Annotated in this window: 14 protein-coding genes and 1 riboswitch; of the genes, 11 read left to right on the top strand and 3 right to left on the bottom strand. The window is 72.4% G+C overall.

From position 1 onward, the window contains the following. Positions 1-69: 69 nt before the first annotated feature. Positions 70-2,451: a chitinase C-terminal domain-containing protein gene (locus AB0C99_RS32210; RefSeq protein WP_362482768.1), complete on the bottom strand. Its 2,382-nt coding sequence runs from the start codon at positions 2,449-2,451 to the stop codon at positions 70-72. Between the two features lie 257 nt (positions 2,452-2,708). After that, positions 2,709-2,839: riboswitch (FMN riboswitch) on the top strand. 185 nt (positions 2,840-3,024) lie between these two features. Between AB0C99_RS32210 and ribD the strand changes: the two genes are divergently transcribed. The 10 genes from ribD (at position 3,025) to AB0C99_RS32160 (ending at position 11,600) form a co-directional block, all read left to right on the top strand. Then, entirely contained in the window at positions 3,025-4,116 is a 1,092-nt protein-coding gene (gene ribD, locus AB0C99_RS32205; protein WP_362482766.1) for a bifunctional diaminohydroxyphosphoribosylaminopyrimidine deaminase/5-amino-6-(5-phosphoribosylamino)uracil reductase RibD, read from the top strand. Positions 4,117-4,118: 2 nt separating this feature from the next. Further along, positions 4,119-4,727, top strand: a complete 609-nt coding sequence (locus tag AB0C99_RS32200) for a riboflavin synthase (RefSeq protein WP_362482764.1) — start codon at positions 4,119-4,121, stop codon at positions 4,725-4,727. A gap of 56 nt (positions 4,728-4,783) precedes the next feature. Continuing rightward, positions 4,784-5,362 (top strand): nicotinamide mononucleotide transporter family protein, encoded by a 579-nt coding sequence (locus AB0C99_RS32195; protein ID WP_362482852.1) that lies wholly within the window; start codon positions 4,784-4,786, stop codon positions 5,360-5,362. Next, positions 5,359-6,636 carry a bifunctional 3,4-dihydroxy-2-butanone-4-phosphate synthase/GTP cyclohydrolase II gene (locus AB0C99_RS32190; RefSeq protein ID WP_362482762.1) on the top strand — a complete coding sequence of 426 codons (1,278 nt, stop codon included), beginning with the start codon at positions 5,359-5,361 and terminating at the stop codon, positions 6,634-6,636. The genes AB0C99_RS32195 and AB0C99_RS32190 overlap by 4 nt, the downstream gene beginning before the upstream one ends. Positions 6,637-6,672: 36 nt before the next feature. After that, positions 6,673-7,158: a 6,7-dimethyl-8-ribityllumazine synthase gene (gene ribH, locus AB0C99_RS32185; protein ID WP_362482759.1), complete on the top strand. Its 486-nt coding sequence runs from the start codon at positions 6,673-6,675 to the stop codon at positions 7,156-7,158. A gap of 34 nt (positions 7,159-7,192) precedes the next feature. Then, positions 7,193-7,465, top strand: coding sequence for a phosphoribosyl-ATP diphosphatase (locus AB0C99_RS32180; RefSeq protein WP_046907435.1), 273 nt, complete (start codon positions 7,193-7,195; stop codon positions 7,463-7,465). 120 nt (positions 7,466-7,585) lie between these two features. Further along, positions 7,586-8,434, top strand: coding sequence for an ATP phosphoribosyltransferase (gene hisG / locus AB0C99_RS32175; RefSeq protein ID WP_362482756.1), 849 nt, complete (start codon positions 7,586-7,588; stop codon positions 8,432-8,434). Positions 8,435-8,493: 59 nt separating this feature from the next. Then, positions 8,494-8,946 (top strand): PH domain-containing protein, encoded by a 453-nt coding sequence (locus AB0C99_RS32170; RefSeq protein WP_362482753.1) that lies wholly within the window; start codon positions 8,494-8,496, stop codon positions 8,944-8,946. Positions 8,947-9,165: 219 nt separating this feature from the next. Beyond that, positions 9,166-10,533: a hemolysin family protein gene (locus AB0C99_RS32165; protein ID WP_362482751.1), complete on the top strand. Its 1,368-nt coding sequence runs from the start codon at positions 9,166-9,168 to the stop codon at positions 10,531-10,533. After that, entirely contained in the window at positions 10,530-11,600 is a 1,071-nt protein-coding gene (locus AB0C99_RS32160) for a hemolysin family protein (protein ID WP_362482748.1), read from the top strand. The genes AB0C99_RS32165 and AB0C99_RS32160 overlap by 4 nt, the downstream gene beginning before the upstream one ends. A gap of 75 nt (positions 11,601-11,675) precedes the next feature. Here AB0C99_RS32160 and AB0C99_RS32155 read toward each other — a convergent pair whose 3' ends face one another. Then, complete coding sequence (locus AB0C99_RS32155; protein ID WP_362482849.1) at positions 11,676-13,595, bottom strand: AAA family ATPase; 1,920 nt, start codon at positions 13,593-13,595, stop codon at positions 11,676-11,678. A 307-nt stretch (positions 13,596-13,902) separates the two neighbouring features. Further along, complete coding sequence (locus tag AB0C99_RS32150; RefSeq protein ID WP_362482745.1) at positions 13,903-14,532, bottom strand: hypothetical protein; 630 nt, start codon at positions 14,530-14,532, stop codon at positions 13,903-13,905. Positions 14,533-14,711: 179 nt separating this feature from the next. Here AB0C99_RS32150 and AB0C99_RS32145 point away from each other — a divergent pair. Next, the coding region (locus tag AB0C99_RS32145; RefSeq protein ID WP_362482744.1) for a hypothetical protein at positions 14,712-14,970 on the top strand (259 nt) is incomplete at its 3' end.

Here is a 14,970-nt window from a genome sequence, read left to right as displayed (position 1 = left end):
GCCGGGGGTTCTCAGGGAGTGATCGCGATGATCGGGATCATCGGTGTGATCGGGGTGATCCGAGCGGGGCTAGCAGGCGCCCTGGTCCTTCCAGACGCCCCACTGGCCGGTCGTGCCCGGCTCCTCGTTCTGCGTCCACCACTGGGCGAGCCACTTGCGGCCCTTGTGGGAGACGACGCTGTTCGCGTTGTAGACCGTGCCGGCCACGTACGCCGGGGCGGTGCAGCCGGTCGGCGGCGTCGTCGGAGGCGTGGTGGGCGGGGTGGTCGGGGGAGTCGTCGGCGGGGTGGTCGGCGGCGTGGTCGGCGGGGTCGTGGGCGGCACGGTCGCGCCCGGCTCCACCACGGTCGTGCCGCGCGCCAGGTCGCCGGCGAGGGCGTAGGCGGTCCCGTTGATGGTGACCGTCCAGTTCGACGGCGTGGAGACCGGCAGGTAGTAGTTGAACGCCAGGTCCACGGTCGCGCCGGGGGCCAGCGACTGCCAGGCCGGGAGCTTCAGGGAGACCCGGTGGAAGTCGCCCTTCAGGCCGCCCACGTTGCTGCCGGTGTGGTCGCTGCTGATCACCTTGGTGCCGAAGCCGGACTGGTCCGAGGCGTTGCTCGGGGCCGAGGTGCCGTAGTCGAACTGGAACTCGGTGCCGCCGGGCAGGGCCGTCTGCGTGTTGTTGGTGATCTTGATCTTCGGGGTGATCGGGTAGTTCGAGTCGCCCAGCTTGAACTCGGTGAACTCGACACCCACGTTCACGGCCTTGGTCGGCAGCGTCGCGTTGGACTTCTTGGCGCCGTACGGGGTGGCGGCCTTGAACTTGTCGTACATCAGCGAGGTGAGCGTGGAGCCCATCTCGTACTGGCCCTTGGCGGCGTTCCAGGCGTAGTCGCCGGCCATCTCCCAGACCATGGTGCCGCCGATGCCGCGGCTGACCACGTAGTCGGCCTTGGCGGCCACGGACTGCTCGTCCTCGGTGGAGAGGAAGACCTTCTTCTGGGCGTTCCACAGCCACGGGGCGACCAGCGTGGAGTCGTACTTGCGGGCGTAGGTGCCGGTCAGCGTGGTGTTCGCGGCGAAGCCGTACTGGGTGACGTAGTCGCCGACGATCCCCTTCTCCAGGTTCTTGGCGTGCCACATCGGGTTGGAACCGGCGGGCGACTCCTGCCCGTTGGTGTCCTTGTCGTGCCACAGGTTGTCGATGCCGGAGGCGCCGTCACCGCACTTGGTCAGGCCGGAGCCGGCCGGGCAGGTGGTCGCGGTGGCCTTGCCCCACAGGCCGTCGGTGCCGCCCTGCACGTTCTTGTGGCCGCGGGTGTAGTAGGGCAGGCCGATGTTGATGCGGCCGGCCGGCATCGAGCCGCGGAAGTAGTGGTAGGCCCAGTCGGTGTTGAGGTAGCCGATGTTGCCGTACTGCGCCGAGCCGTAGACGTTGGCGGCGGCGAGCTCGCCGTCCTTGCCGTCGTCGAAGAGCGAGGCGTTGGGGCCGACGTACTCGTTCCAGGCGCCGTGCAGGTCGTAGGACATGATGTTGACGTAGTCCAGATACTTCTGCATCTGGAAGGTCTCCATGCCGCGCAGCAGGTAGCCCGAGGAGGGCGCGGCGACGGTCAGCAGGTAGTGCTTGCCATCGGCGGCGCCGGCCCGGTCGAGCTTCTCGCGCAGGGACTTCATGAGGACGGCGTAGCTCTGCACGAGGCCCGCGCGGCGCGCGTTGGCGAGCTGCCAGTCGAGCGGGTTGCCCGCGTCCTTCATGGTCGTCGGGTACTCGTAGTCGATGTCGACGCCGTTGAAGCCGTACTTCCGGATGAAGTCGACGGAGGAGGTGGCGAAGGTGTCGATACCGGCCTGGTTGACCGAGCCGTCGGCGTTGGTGGCCATCGAGTAGAAGCCGCCGGAGTTGACCCGGGCGCCGTTGTCGTCGAAGTAGCCGCCGGTCTCCGCCCAGCCGCCGACCGAGATCAGCGTCTTGACGTTCGGGTACTGCTTCTTGAATTTGTTCAGCAGGTTGAAGTGGCCCTTGTAGGGCAGCGCCGGGTCCATCTCGGCACCCGCGACGCCGGGCCAGGTCATCCCGGTGGCCGCGTTGTTCGGGCCGTCCGTGCCCACGGACAGCTTGTTGTCACTGCCGACGTGACCGAAGGCGTAGTTGATGTGGGTGATCTTGTCCCACGGAATGTTGTTGGCGAGGTAAGCGGGCTCGCCGTTCTTCCCGGTGCGCCAGCCGGTGAAATAGCCGATGACGCGGCGCTGGTGGTCCGCGCCCATCTTCTCGCGGCCCTCGGTGTCGTAGACCGAGCAGTAGGGGACGTCGACGCCGGGCGTCTTGTAGAGCCCGTCGGGGCGACAGGACTCGTTGTCGGCCGCGTAGGAGACGCCGCCGGAGGCGAGGGAGCTGATCAGCAGTCCGGCGACGGCGGCGCCGGAGGCGAGCAGGCTCGCTCTCTTCTTCGTGGGGGACAGCACGTTCGGTTCCTCCAGGGGGAGGTCGGCAGAACACAACGAACAAGGGGGTGGGTCGTGTTGGGCCCGTGGGAGTGCGCACAACCGGCGGGCCGTACCTCGGAGGTGACTCGGAGATTAAGAGGACTAGACCAGTGCGTCAATAGGTCTGGACCAACGAAGGAATCCGTGGCAGTCTGAGCACGGGCTGTGACCCAGCCCACAGGACCTCACCCATATGGCCGGTTCCCGGCCGTGGCACACTGGCCCTGTATCAGCAGCAGCGCACTCCGGGGTCGGTGTAATTCCGAACCGGCGGTATAGTCCGCGACCCGTCCGCAAGCCAGCGGCCGGTTGACCAGGTGAGATTCCTGGACCGACGGTGAAAGTCCGGATGGGAGGCAGTGCGCGGCGGGCGACCCCTTTCACAGGGGTGTGCCGGCCGTACGTCCGCTGGTCGCCGAGACGCCGCACGCCGGCGCCCTCCGGCGTCCCAGGGGACCCTCGGCCTCGGCGCACCCGTGTGTCACGTCGTACCCGCTCTCTGTCGACATCGACAGGCCCCGGAGTCCGTGCCCGAAGAGGCAGGAGGACCCGGTGGCCACACCAGCCGACATCACCGCCATGCGCGGCGCCCTCGCGCTCGCCGCCCGCGGTCTCGGCTCCACCAGCCCCAACCCCGTCGTCGGCTGCGTCATCACCGACACAGCCGGCCACCCGGTCGGATCCGGCCACCACGAGCGCGCCGGCGGCCCGCACGCCGAGGTCCACGCCCTGCGCGAGGCCGGCGACCGGGCCCGCGGCGGCACCGCGTACGTCACCCTCGAACCCTGCAACCACACCGGCCGCACCGGCCCCTGCGCCCAGGTCCTCATCGACGCCGGGATCAGCCGCGTCGAGTACGCCGTCGCCGACCCGAACCCGCGGGCCACCGGCGGTGCCGACACCCTGCGTGCGGCCGGTGTCGAGGTCCGCCAGGGACTCCTGGAGGCCGAGGCCGAGGCCGGGAACATCGCCTGGCTCACCGCCGTACGCCTCGGCCGCCCCTTCGTCCGCTGGAAGTACGCCGCCACCCTCGACGGACGCACCGCCGCCGCCGACGGCACCTCCCGCTGGATCAGCTCCGCCGAGTCCCGCGCCGACGTGCACCGGCTGCGCGCCGAGTCCGACGCCGTCCTCGTCGGCGGCGGCACCCTGCGCGCCGACGACCCGCACCTCGCCGTCCGCGGCCTCGACGGCGTCACCCAGCCCCTCCGGGTCGGCGTCGACACCCGCGCCGAGCTCCCCGCCGGCGCCCGGATCCTCGACCCGGCCGCCCCCACCCTCCTCGTCGTGGGCGAGGACGCCGACACCGGGCACCTGCCCGGCGCCGAAGTCCTGCGGCTGCCGCTCCACGAGGGCCGGATCGACGTCCGCGCGCTGCTCGCCGAGCTGTACGCGCGGGGCGTCCGCTCCGTCCTCCTCGAAGGCGGCGCCACCCTCGCCGGCTCCTTCGTCGCCGCGGGCGCCGTCGACCAGGTCGTCGGCTACCTCGCCCCGGTCCTCCTCGGCGCGGGCCCCGCCGTCCTCGCCGACGCCGGAATCAGCACCCTCACCGAAGCGTTGCGGCTCGACGTCACCGACACCGCGCGCGTCGGACCCGACCTCCGCGTCACCGCCGTCCCCACCACCACCCCCAAGGGAGCCTGACCGTGTTCACCGGAATCGTCGAAGAGCTGGGTGAGGTCGTCGCCGTCGAGCAGCTGCCGGACGCCTCCCGCTTCCGGCTGCGCGGCCCGCTGGTCACGGAGGGCGCCAAGCACGGCGACTCCATCGCGGTCAACGGCGTCTGTCTCACGGTCGTCGAGCACGGCGACGGGGAGTTCACCGCCGACGTGATGGCCGAGACCCTCAAGCGCTCCTCGCTCGGCGCCCTGGAGACCGGCTCCCGGGTCAACCTGGAACGCCCCATGGCCGTCGGCGACCGCCTCGGCGGCCACATCGTCCAGGGCCACGTCGACGGCACCGGCACCCTCCTGGAGCGCACCCCCTCCGAGCACTGGGAGCTCGTCAAGGTCGGCCTGCCCGCCCACCTCTCCCGCTACGTCGTCGAGAAGGGCTCGATCACGGTCGACGGCGTCAGCCTCACCGTCGTCGACGCCGCCGCCGACTTCTTCACCATCAGCCTCATCCCCACCACCCTCGCCCTGACCACGCTCGGCATCAAGCAGCCCGGCGACCCGGTCAACCTCGAGGTCGACGTCATCGCCAAGTACGTCGAGCGCCTGCTCGGCCCGAACGCTCAGGAGAACGTCAAGTGAACTGGCTCAACTCCGAGGCGTTCACCGCCTTCGGCCAGCACATCCTGTGGTCCGACATGATCGGCAACACGATCGGCCTGATCGCCCTGGCCCTCGGCTGGCGCCGCTCCGTCCTCACCTGGCCCGCCCAGCTGCTCTCCGGCGTCATCCTCGTCGGCGCCTACGCCTCCGCCCACCTCAGCGGCGGCGTCGGCAAGCAGCTCCTCGTCATCGGCGTCGCCCTGTGGGGCTGGCGCCAGTGGAGCCGCGGCCGGCAGCAGGCCCAGGACGGCTCCATCGCCGTCCGCTTCGCCACCTGGAAGGAGCGCGGCGTCCTCCTCGGCGGCGCGGTCCTCGGCACCCTCGCCGTCGGCGGCCTCTTCACCCTCTACCCGACGCTCTCCTGGAGCCCGTGGGCCGACGCGTACATCTTCGTCGGCACCCTCGTCGCCATGGTCGCCCAGGCCCGCGGCCTGGTCGAGTTCTGGTTCGCCTGGCTCCTCGTCGACCTGGTCGGCGTCCCGCTCGCCTTCAACAGCGGCCTCGCCTTCTCCGGCCTCGTCTACGTCGTCTACTTCGCCCTCGTCATCTGGGGGATGCGCGACTGGTGGCTCCGGTCCCGCACCGCCCCCGCCCTCGAAGGAGCCCACGCATGAGCGCGCTGTCTCCCTGGGACCCCGCCGACCTCGCCCTCGACCCCGTCGAGCAGGCGATCCGCGACATCGCCGCGGGCCGCCCCGTCGTCGTCGTGGACGACGCCGACCGCGAGAACGAGGGCGACCTCGTCATCGCCGCCGAGAAGGCCACGCCCGAGATCGTCGCCTTCATGATGAGCGAGTGCCGCGGCCTGATCTGCGCCCCCATGGAGGGCGAGGAGCTGGAGCGCCTCGACCTGCCGCAGATGGTCGGGCACAACACCGAGTCCATGCGGACGGCCTTCACCGTCTCCGTCGACGCGAGCGCCGCCCACGGCGTCACCACCGGCATCTCCGCCGCCGACCGCGCCACCACCCTGCGGATGCTGGCGAGCGGCGTCCACGAGCCCGGCGACTTCGTCCGCCCCGGCCACGTCTTCCCGCTCCGCGCCAGGCCCGGCGGCGTGCTGGCCCGCGACGGGCACACCGAGGCCGCCGTCGACCTCGCCCGGCTCGCCGGACTGCGCCCGGCCGGCGCCATCGTCGAGATCGCCGGCGAGGACGGCGTCATGCTCCGGCTGCCCGAGCTGATCCCCTTCGCCCGCAAGCACGGCCTGACGATCATCTCCATCGAGGACCTGATCGCCTACCGCCGCTCCGCCGAGCCCACCGTCCGCCGCGAGGCCGAGATCAGCCTCCCCACCGCGCACGGCGAGTTCACCGCGTACGGCTACCGCTCCACCGTCGACGGCGTCGAGCACGTCGCCCTCGTCCACGGCGAGCTCGGCGACGGCGAGGACGTCCTGGTCCGGGTCCACTCCGAGTGCCTGACCGGCGACGTCTTCCACTCCCTGCGCTGCGACTGCGGCCCCCAGCTGCACGCCTCCATGGACCGCATCACCGAGGCCGGCCGGGGCGTCGTCGTCTACCTGCGCGGCCACGAGGGCCGCGGCATCGGCCTGCTGTCCAAGCTGCGCGCCTACGAGCTCCAGGAGCGCGGCCGCGACACCCTCGACGCCAACCTGGAGCTCGGGCTGCCCGCCGACGCTCGCGACTACGCGGCCGGCGCGCGGATCCTCGCCGACCTCGGCGTCCGCAGCCTGCGGCTGATGACCAACAACCCCGACAAGGTCGAGGCCCTCACCCGGCACGGCCTCACCGTCGCGGGCCGCGAGCCCATGCCCGTCCAGGCCGGCGAGCACAACGTCGGCTACCTGCGCACCAAGCGCGACCGGATGGGCCACGACCTGCCCTGGCTGGACGGCTCCCCGGCCGCCGGCTGCGACAACCAGTAATCCCGCACGTACCACCGGCACCAGGCAAGGAGACACATGAGCGGCAAGGGCGCACCCGTCCTCAGCGTGAGGAACTGCGGCGACCTCCGCGTCGCGGTCATCGCGGCGCAGTGGCACGAGAAGATCATGGACGGCCTCGTCGACGGCGCCCTGCGCGCCCTGAACGACCTCGGCATCGAGGAGCCCACCCTGCTCCGCGTCCCCGGCAGCTTCGAGCTCCCGGTCGTGGCGAAGGTACTCGCCGGTCGCGGTTACGATGCCATCGTGGCGCTCGGCGTCGTCATCCGCGGCGGAACGCCGCACTTCGAGTACGTGTGCCAGGGCGTCACCCACGGCCTCACCCAGGTCTCGATCGACACCGGCGTACCCGTCGGATTCGGCGTCCTCACCGTCGACAACGAGGAGCAGGCCCTCGACCGGGCCGGTCTCGAAGGATCCTCCGAGGACAAGGGCCACGAGGCCGTCGTCGCCGCCGTCGCCACCGCGACCACGCTGCGCACGGTCAGCGAACCCTGGCGCTGAGTGGTGCCCGCCCACCACGTACTCTAAGGACATCATGGCGAACAAAACCTTCGAAGAGCTCTTCGCCGAGCTCAAGCTCAAGGCCGAGACCGGCGACCCGGCGACCTCCCGCACCGCGGAACTGGTCGGCAAGGGCGTCCATGCCATCGGCAAGAAGGTCGTCGAGGAGGCCGCCGAGGTCTGGATGGCCGCCGAGTACGAGGGCAAGGAAGCCGCCGCCGAGGAGATCTCGCAGCTGCTGTACCACGTCCAGGTGATGATGGTCGCCCGCGGGATCTCGCTCGACGACGTCTACTCCCATCTCTGAGCGCGGCGCCCGCTCCCCGAGCGCGGCGCCCCGCCGGGTACCTCCGGGCACCGCCGAGTACTTCTGAGCACGTGAGCACCGAAACACTCCCTTACACCTGAGGCAAAGGAAGCCCGTCCCATGCTGCGCATCGCCGTCCCCAACAAGGGTTCTCTCTCCGGACCTGCGATGGCAATGCTCCATGAGGCGGGCTACCGGCAGCGCAAGGAGTCCAAGGAGCTCGTCGTCGTCGACCCGGAGAACGAGGTGGAGTTCTTCTACCTCCGCCCCAAGGACATCGCGATCTACGTGGCGTCCGGCCGGCTCGACATCGGCATCACCGGCCGCGACCTGCTGCTCGACTCCGGCGCCAACGCCGAGGAGATCCTGCCGCTCAACTTCGGCCGCTCCACCTTCCGCTACGCCACCCGCCCCGGGACCGCCAACGGCCCCGAGGACTTCGCCGGCATGACGATCGCCACCTCCTACGAGGGCATCGTCGCCAAGCACCTCGCCGAGCAGGGCGTCGACGCCTCCGTCGTGCACCTCGACGGCGCCGTCGAGACCGCCATCCAGCTCGGCGTCGCCCAGATCATCGCGGACGTCGTCGAGACCGGCACCAGCCTGCGCAACGCGGGCCTGGAGGTCATCGGCGAGCCGATCCTCACCTCCGAGGCCACCGTCGTCCGCCGCTCCGGCGCCCCCGACGACGACCCGAAGGTCCAGCAGTTCCTGCGCCGCCTCCAGGGCGTCCTGGTCGCCCGCTCGTACGTGATGATGGACTACGACTGCCGCGCCGAGCACCTGGAGCAGGCCGTCGCCCTCACCCCCGGCCTGGAGTCGCCCACCGTCTCCCCGCTGCACAACGAGGGCTGGGTCGCCGTCCGCGCCATGGTCCCCTCCAAGGAGGCCCAGAAGATCATGGACGACCTGTACGAGATCGGCGCCCGCGCCATCCTCACCACGGCCATCCACGCCTGCCGCCTCTGACCCCGACCCGCCGGCGGGCGCCCGACGGGGCGCCCGCAGGAACCGCGCAAGGAACCCGCATGTCCGAGCCCACCGCCGCCGCCCTCCCGGTCACCTTCCGGCCCGCCCGCACCCGGATCGTGCTGCTGACCGTCGGGGTGGCCATGTTCGTCGTGATCACCACCGTCGGGATGATGCTCGACAAGCTCGGGCCGGGGGAGCGGGCCAGCTTCGTCTTCACCGCCGCGCTGTTCCTCGGCGTCCTGGTGCTGCTCAGCCGCCCCAAGGTCGTCGCCGACGACCAAGGTGTCACGGTCGTCAACATCACCCGGACGCGCCGGCTCGCCTGGGCCGAGATCCTCAAGGTCAACCTGCGCCCCGGCGACCCCTGGGTCTTCCTCGACCTGAGCGACGGCACGAGCATGCCCGCGCTCGGCATCCAGCCCGGGATCGCCAAGGAGTCGGCCATCCGCGACGCCCGCGCGCTGCGCGCCCTCGCCGACAGCCACGGCAGCGGCCGCGAGGATTCCTGACCCCGATCCGTCCCCCATACGGGGCCGACCCCCTGCCCCCGGTGGCACGGGCGTGACTACTCTTGAGGCGGTGGTGCCACGCGGCACCACCGCCTCGCGCGTGCAGGGCCGCCCGCCGGCGGCCCGCGAGGCAGCCCTTCGACCCGAGGAGTGACTCCCTCCGGCAATGGACGGATCGTCCGGTAGTACCCGCGCCGCCCCCTCACCCGAGGCGGCGGCATGATCGTCTCGCTTCTGCTGCTCGCGGCGGCCTTCCTGCTCATCCTCGCCAACGGATTCTTCGTGGCCGCCGAATTCGGCCTCGTCACCGTGGACCGCCCCGAGGCCGAACGGGCCGCGGCCGAAGGCGACCGCCGCGCCCGTACCGTCGTCAAGGCGCTGCGCGAGCTGTCCTTCCAGCTCTCCGGCACCCAGCTCGGCATCACCATCACCTCGCTCGTCACCGGCATGCTCGCCGAGCCCGCACTCGCCGGGCTGCTCGACGGGCCGCTCACCGCGACCGGGCTCCCCGCCGGGGCCGTCTCCGGCATCGCCGTGGTCGTCGGGATGCTGCTCGCCTCCGCCGTCCAGATGGTCGTCGGCGAGCTCGTCCCCAAGAACTGGGCGGTCTCCCGGCCGCTCCAGGTGGCCCGTTTCGTCGCCGGACCGCAGCACGTCTTCTCCTCGCTGTTCCGGCCGGTGATCGCCCTGCTCAACCGGGTCGCCAACCGGCTCGTCCGGCTCTTCGGCGTGGAGCCCACCGACGAGCTCGACTCGGTCCGCACCCCGGGGGAGCTGGTCTCCCTCGCCCGGCACTCGGCCCTCGCCGGCGCCCTCGAACAGGACACCGCCGACCTCTTCGTCCGCACCCTCACGCTCGGCGGGCTCACCACCGAGCAGGTCATGACCCCGCGGGTGAAGATGAGCGCCCTCCAGTCGGACGCCACCGCCGCCGACGTCCTCAACCTCACCCGGGCCACCGGCCTCTCCCGCTTCCCGGTCTACCGCGAGCGGATCGACGAGATCGTCGGCATGGTCCACCTCAAGGACGCCCTCGCCGTCGTCCCGCACGAGCGGCACCGGGTCCCGGTCGGCCGGATCGCCGTCCCGCCGCTGCTCGTCCCCGAGTCGCTGCCCGCCCAGACGCTCCTGGAGCGGCTGCGCCGCGAGCAGCCGATCGCGGTCGTCGTCGACGAGTACGGCGGCACCGCCGGGGTCGTCACCCTGGAGGACATCGTGGAGGAGCTCGTCGGCGAGGTCCGCGACGAGCACGACACCGCCGCCGACGAGCGGCCCGAACTGGCCGCCGTCCCCTCCGAGGACGGCCAGCCGGCCTGGGAGGCCGACGGCTCCTGCCGGGTCCACACCCTGCACCGGATAGGTCTCGACGTCCCCGACGGGCCGTACGAGACGGTCGCCGGGCTCGTCGCCGACCTCCTCGGGCGGATCCCCGCCCCGGGCGACCGCGCCGAACTCCCCGGCTGGCGCCTCTCGGTGCGCCAGGTGGACCGCTACCGGGCCGGGCGGGTGCGGATCACCCGGACGACCGAGGCCGTCGGGGCCGCCGGGGCCGCCCCGGTGCCGGTCGGCGCGGAGGCGGTCCGATGAGCCTGCTCCCGCTGCTGTTCGCCGTGCTGCTCGTGCTGGCCAACGGCTTCTTCGTGGGCGCCGAGTTCGCCCTCGTCTCCGTGCGGCGCAGCCAGATCGAGCCGCTCGGCGGCTCCCGCGCCCGCCAGGTGCTGTACGGCCTGGAGCACCTGCCGCAGATGATGGCCGCCGCCCAGTTCGGCATCACCGTCTGCTCGCTCACCCTGGGCGCGGTCGCCGAGCCGACCGTGGCCCGGCTGCTCGAACCGGTCTTCCACGCCGTCGGCGTACCGGAGGGCCTGATCCACCCCCTCGGGTACGTGCTCGCGCTCGCCGCGGTGGTCTTCCTCCACCTGGTGATCGGCGAGATGGTCCCGAAGAACCTGGCCATGGCCGACCCCGAGCGCACCGCGCTCTGGCTGGGCCCCGGCCTGGTCGGCTTCGCCCGGCTCTGCCGCCCGGTCACCAGCGCGCTCGGGGCCTGCGCCCGGCTCGTGCTGAGGGCCTTCCACGTGGAGCCCAAGGACGAGGTGGAGGCCGTGTTCACGCGCGCCCAGCTCGGCCGGCTCGTCGAGGACGCCGGCCAGGCCGGACTGCTCGACCCGGCGGAGCAGGAGCGCCTGGAGGACGCCCTGGAGCTCGGCACCCGCCCGGTCACGGACGTCCTGATCCCCTCGGCCGCGCTGGTCACCGTCTCCCCTTCGGTGACCCCGCGCGAGATCGAGGAGCTCACCGTCCGCACCGGCTACTCCCGCTTCCCGGTGCGCTCCGAGGCCCGGGGCACCTTCATGGGCTTCGTGCACGTGAAGGACGTCCTCGACCTGGAGGACCGGGAGCGGGCCGTCCCGCAGCAGGTGTGGCGCCCGATGGGCACGCTGCGGGCCGAGCTCCCGCTGGACGACGCCCTCACGGTGATGCGCCGGGCCGCGACGCACCTGGCGCAGGTCGCGGACGGCTCCGGCCGGGTGCTGGGCCTGGTCGCGCTGGAGGACGTGCTGGAGATGCTGGTCGGCGAGGTCCGCGACCCGTCGCACCGGATGCCGGCGGCGCCCCTGCACCCGAGGGCGACGCAGGTGCTGGCGAGCTGAGCGCGGGGGAGCCGGCGGGGGAGTCGCCGGGGGTGCCGTCGGGCCCCCGGGGGACTCCCGCCGGGCGGGCTCCCCCTACAGCCCCGGCGGTTCCTGCGGGCCGCGGTCCACCGGGCCGCGGCCCGACAGCACCTCCCCGTACGCCTGCATCAGGTCCGGCAGCCGCAGGGTGGCCAGGTCCTCTCGGGTCGGCGTGGTCGCGTACCCGGAGAGCCGCAGGTCCCGGTAGGCGCAGGACTTCTCGTACAGGGTGCGCAGGAAGCGCCCGTTGCCGAGCTCGTCGATCCAGCCCTGCTCGACGACGTGCGCGCTGATCGAGCGCAGCTCGTCCAGGGACTCGTCGTCCCAGCCGTCGCCGTTCGAGGCGGCCAGCACCTCGCCGATCGCGGTCAGTTCCAGCGGGCGGTACGAGGGGAAGTCGACCCGGGTGGTGAACCGCGAGGAGAGCCCCGGGTTCGCGGCCAGCAGCCGGTCCATCCCCTCCGGGTAGCCGGCCAGGATCACCACCAGGTGGTCGCGGTTGTCCTCGGCGCGCTTGAGGAGCACCTGGAGGGCCTCGTCCCCGTAGGCGTCGCCCTTGCTGTAGCCGGAGTTGGAGAGCGAGTACGCCTCGTCGACGAAGAGCACCCCGCCGACCGCCGAGTCGATCAGCTCGTTGGCCTTGACCGCGGTCTGGCCCAGGAACTCGCCGACCAGGTCGGCCCGCTGGGCCTCCACCAGGTGGTCGCCGCCGAGCAGGCCGAGCGCGTAGAAGACCCGGCCGAGGATGCGGGCGACGGTGGTCTTCCCGGTGCCGGAAGGGCCGGAGAAGACGAAGTGACGTTTCGGGGGCTGCACCGGCAGGCCCTGCCCGGCCCGCAGCCGGGCCATCTCCAACTGCGCCGACAACGCCTTGACCTGCCGCTTCACCGGCTCCATCCCGACCATCCGCTCCAGCTCCGAGAGCGCCTCGGCGAGCAGCGCCGGGTCGGTGGGGCTGGCGGGGAAGCGGGGCGGCACCGGCTGCGGCGGGACCACCGCCTTCTGCCGGACGAACTCCGGCGGCTCCGGGGGAGCGGGCGGCGGCACGGGCGGAGCGGCGGGCGGTACGGCGCCGGGCTTGAGCAGCAGGGCGTCCCCGCCCAGCGGCTCCGGATCGCCCGGTACGGCGTCCATGGCGTCCCGCACGTCCTGGCCGAAGCCGCCGAGCGCGACGGGAGCGAGCCCGGCCGGGTCGTCCGGGCCCTCGAAGCCGTCGTACTCGGCGATGGCCGCGAGCCGCGCGGCGGTGTCCATGAACGCGGGGTCGATCCGGTGCACCGCCCGGTACAGCGGCATGGCGGCGGCGGTCCGCCCGGTGCCCTCGTGCGCCCGCGCGAGCCAGTAGCGCAGCTCCTTGCGCTGCGGCTGCTCGCTGCGGCAGCGCATCAGCGCCGTCGCGAGCAGCGGCTCGGCCTGCCCGTACATCTCCATCCGCACCCGGGCCATGCCGCCGAAGAGCCCCGCCTCGATGCCGAGCAGCGGGTCGTCGACCAGCGGCTCGGTGTGCCGGACCAGCTGCTCCCAGTCCTTGACCAGGTAGGAGCGGCAGGCGTGCAGGAAGCGGACCTGCGGGTCGGCGTCGACCGGCGGCAGCCCGGCGAGCGCCCGGTCGAGCTCCGGCACGTGCCGGCCGTCCAGCCAGTGCGAGGCGTGCGCGAGCAGCAGGTCGCGCGGGCTCTCCAGCACCGGCTGCACCCACCAGCCCAGCCAGTACCAGGAGTTCAGGGTCCGGCGGTGCCGGGCCCGCTGCTCGCCGAACCGCTCGCGGTTGCGGTACATCCGCAGCAGGGCGGTGGTGGTGTCGACGCGCAGCGCGTGCAGGCCGAGCCAGCCGTCGGCCATGCCGGGATCGACGCGCACCGCCGTGCGGAACTCCTCCTCGGCCTGCGGATAGGCGCCCATCGTGTAGGCGTCCACACCGCGCAGCCAGGCGAGCTCGGCGGGGGCGTGCGCGCCCTGTGTGCCGATGTCCATCGGGTCCCCCACAACCGTCATCACGTGGACGGGAATTGACCGCACCGAGGGGCATCGTACCTGCGCAGGGGGTGCCTGATGAGGGAGAAGGAGTCGATCCACCGGGAACCGGCGTGATCCGACGACCGCTCACGGGTGGTGACCCACGGTGAGGGCGGGGGCAGAACGAAGCCCCCGATCACGGGGGAACAACCGGGGGCTTCGCGTCTGCGGCGACTTCGGAAAGCCGCACATTCAGAACGTAAGACCTGTACGCCCCTTGGGTCAAGCGGAGTTGGGGCACTTGCGGAAGTGGACTTCCGCCCACTCAGTTCGCAGGGCGGGAGGTGTCACGGTGGGTGACGGTGTGGTGCGAACTCGCTGTCACAGAGGGCCCTGGGAGCCACTCGTACCCCTCCTCGCGCTCCCGCACCACGGTGTCGGCGAAGGGCCGCGAGGGGTCCTCGGCGAAATGGCGAGTCTCCGCCACGGTCCAGCCGTCCCAGAAGGAGGAGAGCTCCGGACCGTCCCGGCGGCGCCCCCGCACCCAGGACTCCTCGGCGCCGCGCTCCATCCACAGCAGCCGCGCCAGGAACGGCCGCAGCGCCCGCCGCCCGGCCCCCACACCCTCCACCAGCACCACCGGTTCCGGCGCCAGCGGGCGGGCCGGGCCGAAGGCGCGCAGCGTCCAGTCGTACGGGCGGTAGCGCGCGGTCCCGCCCCGGGAGAGCGGCCCGACCACCTCGGCGAGCATCCGGCCGGTCCACTCGAAGGGCTCCTCGTGGGTGGCGAGGTCGTCGAGGTGGAGCACCGGCGCGCCGCCCAGTGCCCCGGAGAGCCGGGCGGCCAGCGTGGACTTGCCGGAGCCGGCGTGCCCGTCGACGGCGACGAGCCGCACCGGCCCGCAGGAGGGCGGCAGCCCGCGGAGCGCGGCGGCGGCGCGGTCGAGGTCGGTCATGGCCCCAGGGTAGGCGAGCGCGCAGGTCAGCGCGGGGCCGGGCGCCAGTGGTCCAGACCGATATTGCTCGGGCGGCGCGCGTCGAATGGCTGGCCGAAGGGACCGGGCAGCCGGGATAGTGGGCGCGCGGCGCCACCCACCGCGCCCGCTCGCCCAGCTCTCGACCGGGGGTCCCGCCCATGCCAGCAACGCCCGACACAGCTCCGTCCTCTCCGTCCTCTCCTGGTGCGCCGCCGCGCCGGACCCTCCTCGCCGCCGCGCTGGTGGCATCGGCCCGCCGCGACACGCGCGTCCCCTGGCACTGGCGAGTGCCGTGGCGACGCTCGTCGGCGCGCTCTTCCTCTGTCTGGGAACGGCGCCCCGACCTGCTGGGCTGGGCGAAGCCCGACGCGCTGGTCGACGGCCTCTCGGAGCTCGGCCTCACCATGCTGATCTTCC

The sequence above is a fragment of the Streptomyces sp. NPDC048659 genome, assembly GCF_040650575.1.
GTDB lineage: Bacteria > Actinomycetota > Actinomycetes > Streptomycetales > Streptomycetaceae > Streptomyces.
The sequence above is the reverse complement of the archived record's forward strand: the minus strand, read 5'-3'. Positions and strand labels throughout refer to the sequence as shown.

Bases quoted from the DNA above. Each gene is read 5' to 3' on its own strand.
- AB0C99_RS32195 (WP_362482852.1), top strand. From the start codon at position 4,784: ATGATCGGCAACACGATCGGCCTGATCGCCCTGGCCCTCGGCTGGCGC.
- AB0C99_RS32190 (WP_362482762.1), top strand. From the start codon at position 5,359: ATGAGCGCGCTGTCTCCCTGGGACCCCGCCGACCTCGCCCTCGACCCC.
- ribH (WP_362482759.1), top strand. From the start codon at position 6,673: ATGAGCGGCAAGGGCGCACCCGTCCTCAGCGTGAGGAACTGCGGCGAC.
- AB0C99_RS32180 (WP_046907435.1), top strand. From the start codon at position 7,193: ATGGCGAACAAAACCTTCGAAGAGCTCTTCGCCGAGCTCAAGCTCAAG.
- hisG (WP_362482756.1), top strand. From the start codon at position 7,586: ATGCTGCGCATCGCCGTCCCCAACAAGGGTTCTCTCTCCGGACCTGCG.
- AB0C99_RS32170 (WP_362482753.1), top strand. From the start codon at position 8,494: ATGTCCGAGCCCACCGCCGCCGCCCTCCCGGTCACCTTCCGGCCCGCC.
- AB0C99_RS32165 (WP_362482751.1), top strand. From the start codon at position 9,166: ATGATCGTCTCGCTTCTGCTGCTCGCGGCGGCCTTCCTGCTCATCCTC.
- AB0C99_RS32160 (WP_362482748.1), top strand. From the start codon at position 10,530: ATGAGCCTGCTCCCGCTGCTGTTCGCCGTGCTGCTCGTGCTGGCCAAC.
- AB0C99_RS32155 (WP_362482849.1), bottom strand. From the start codon at position 13,595: ATGGACATCGGCACACAGGGCGCGCACGCCCCCGCCGAGCTCGCCTGG.
- AB0C99_RS32150 (WP_362482745.1), bottom strand. From the start codon at position 14,532: ATGACCGACCTCGACCGCGCCGCCGCCGCGCTCCGCGGGCTGCCGCCC.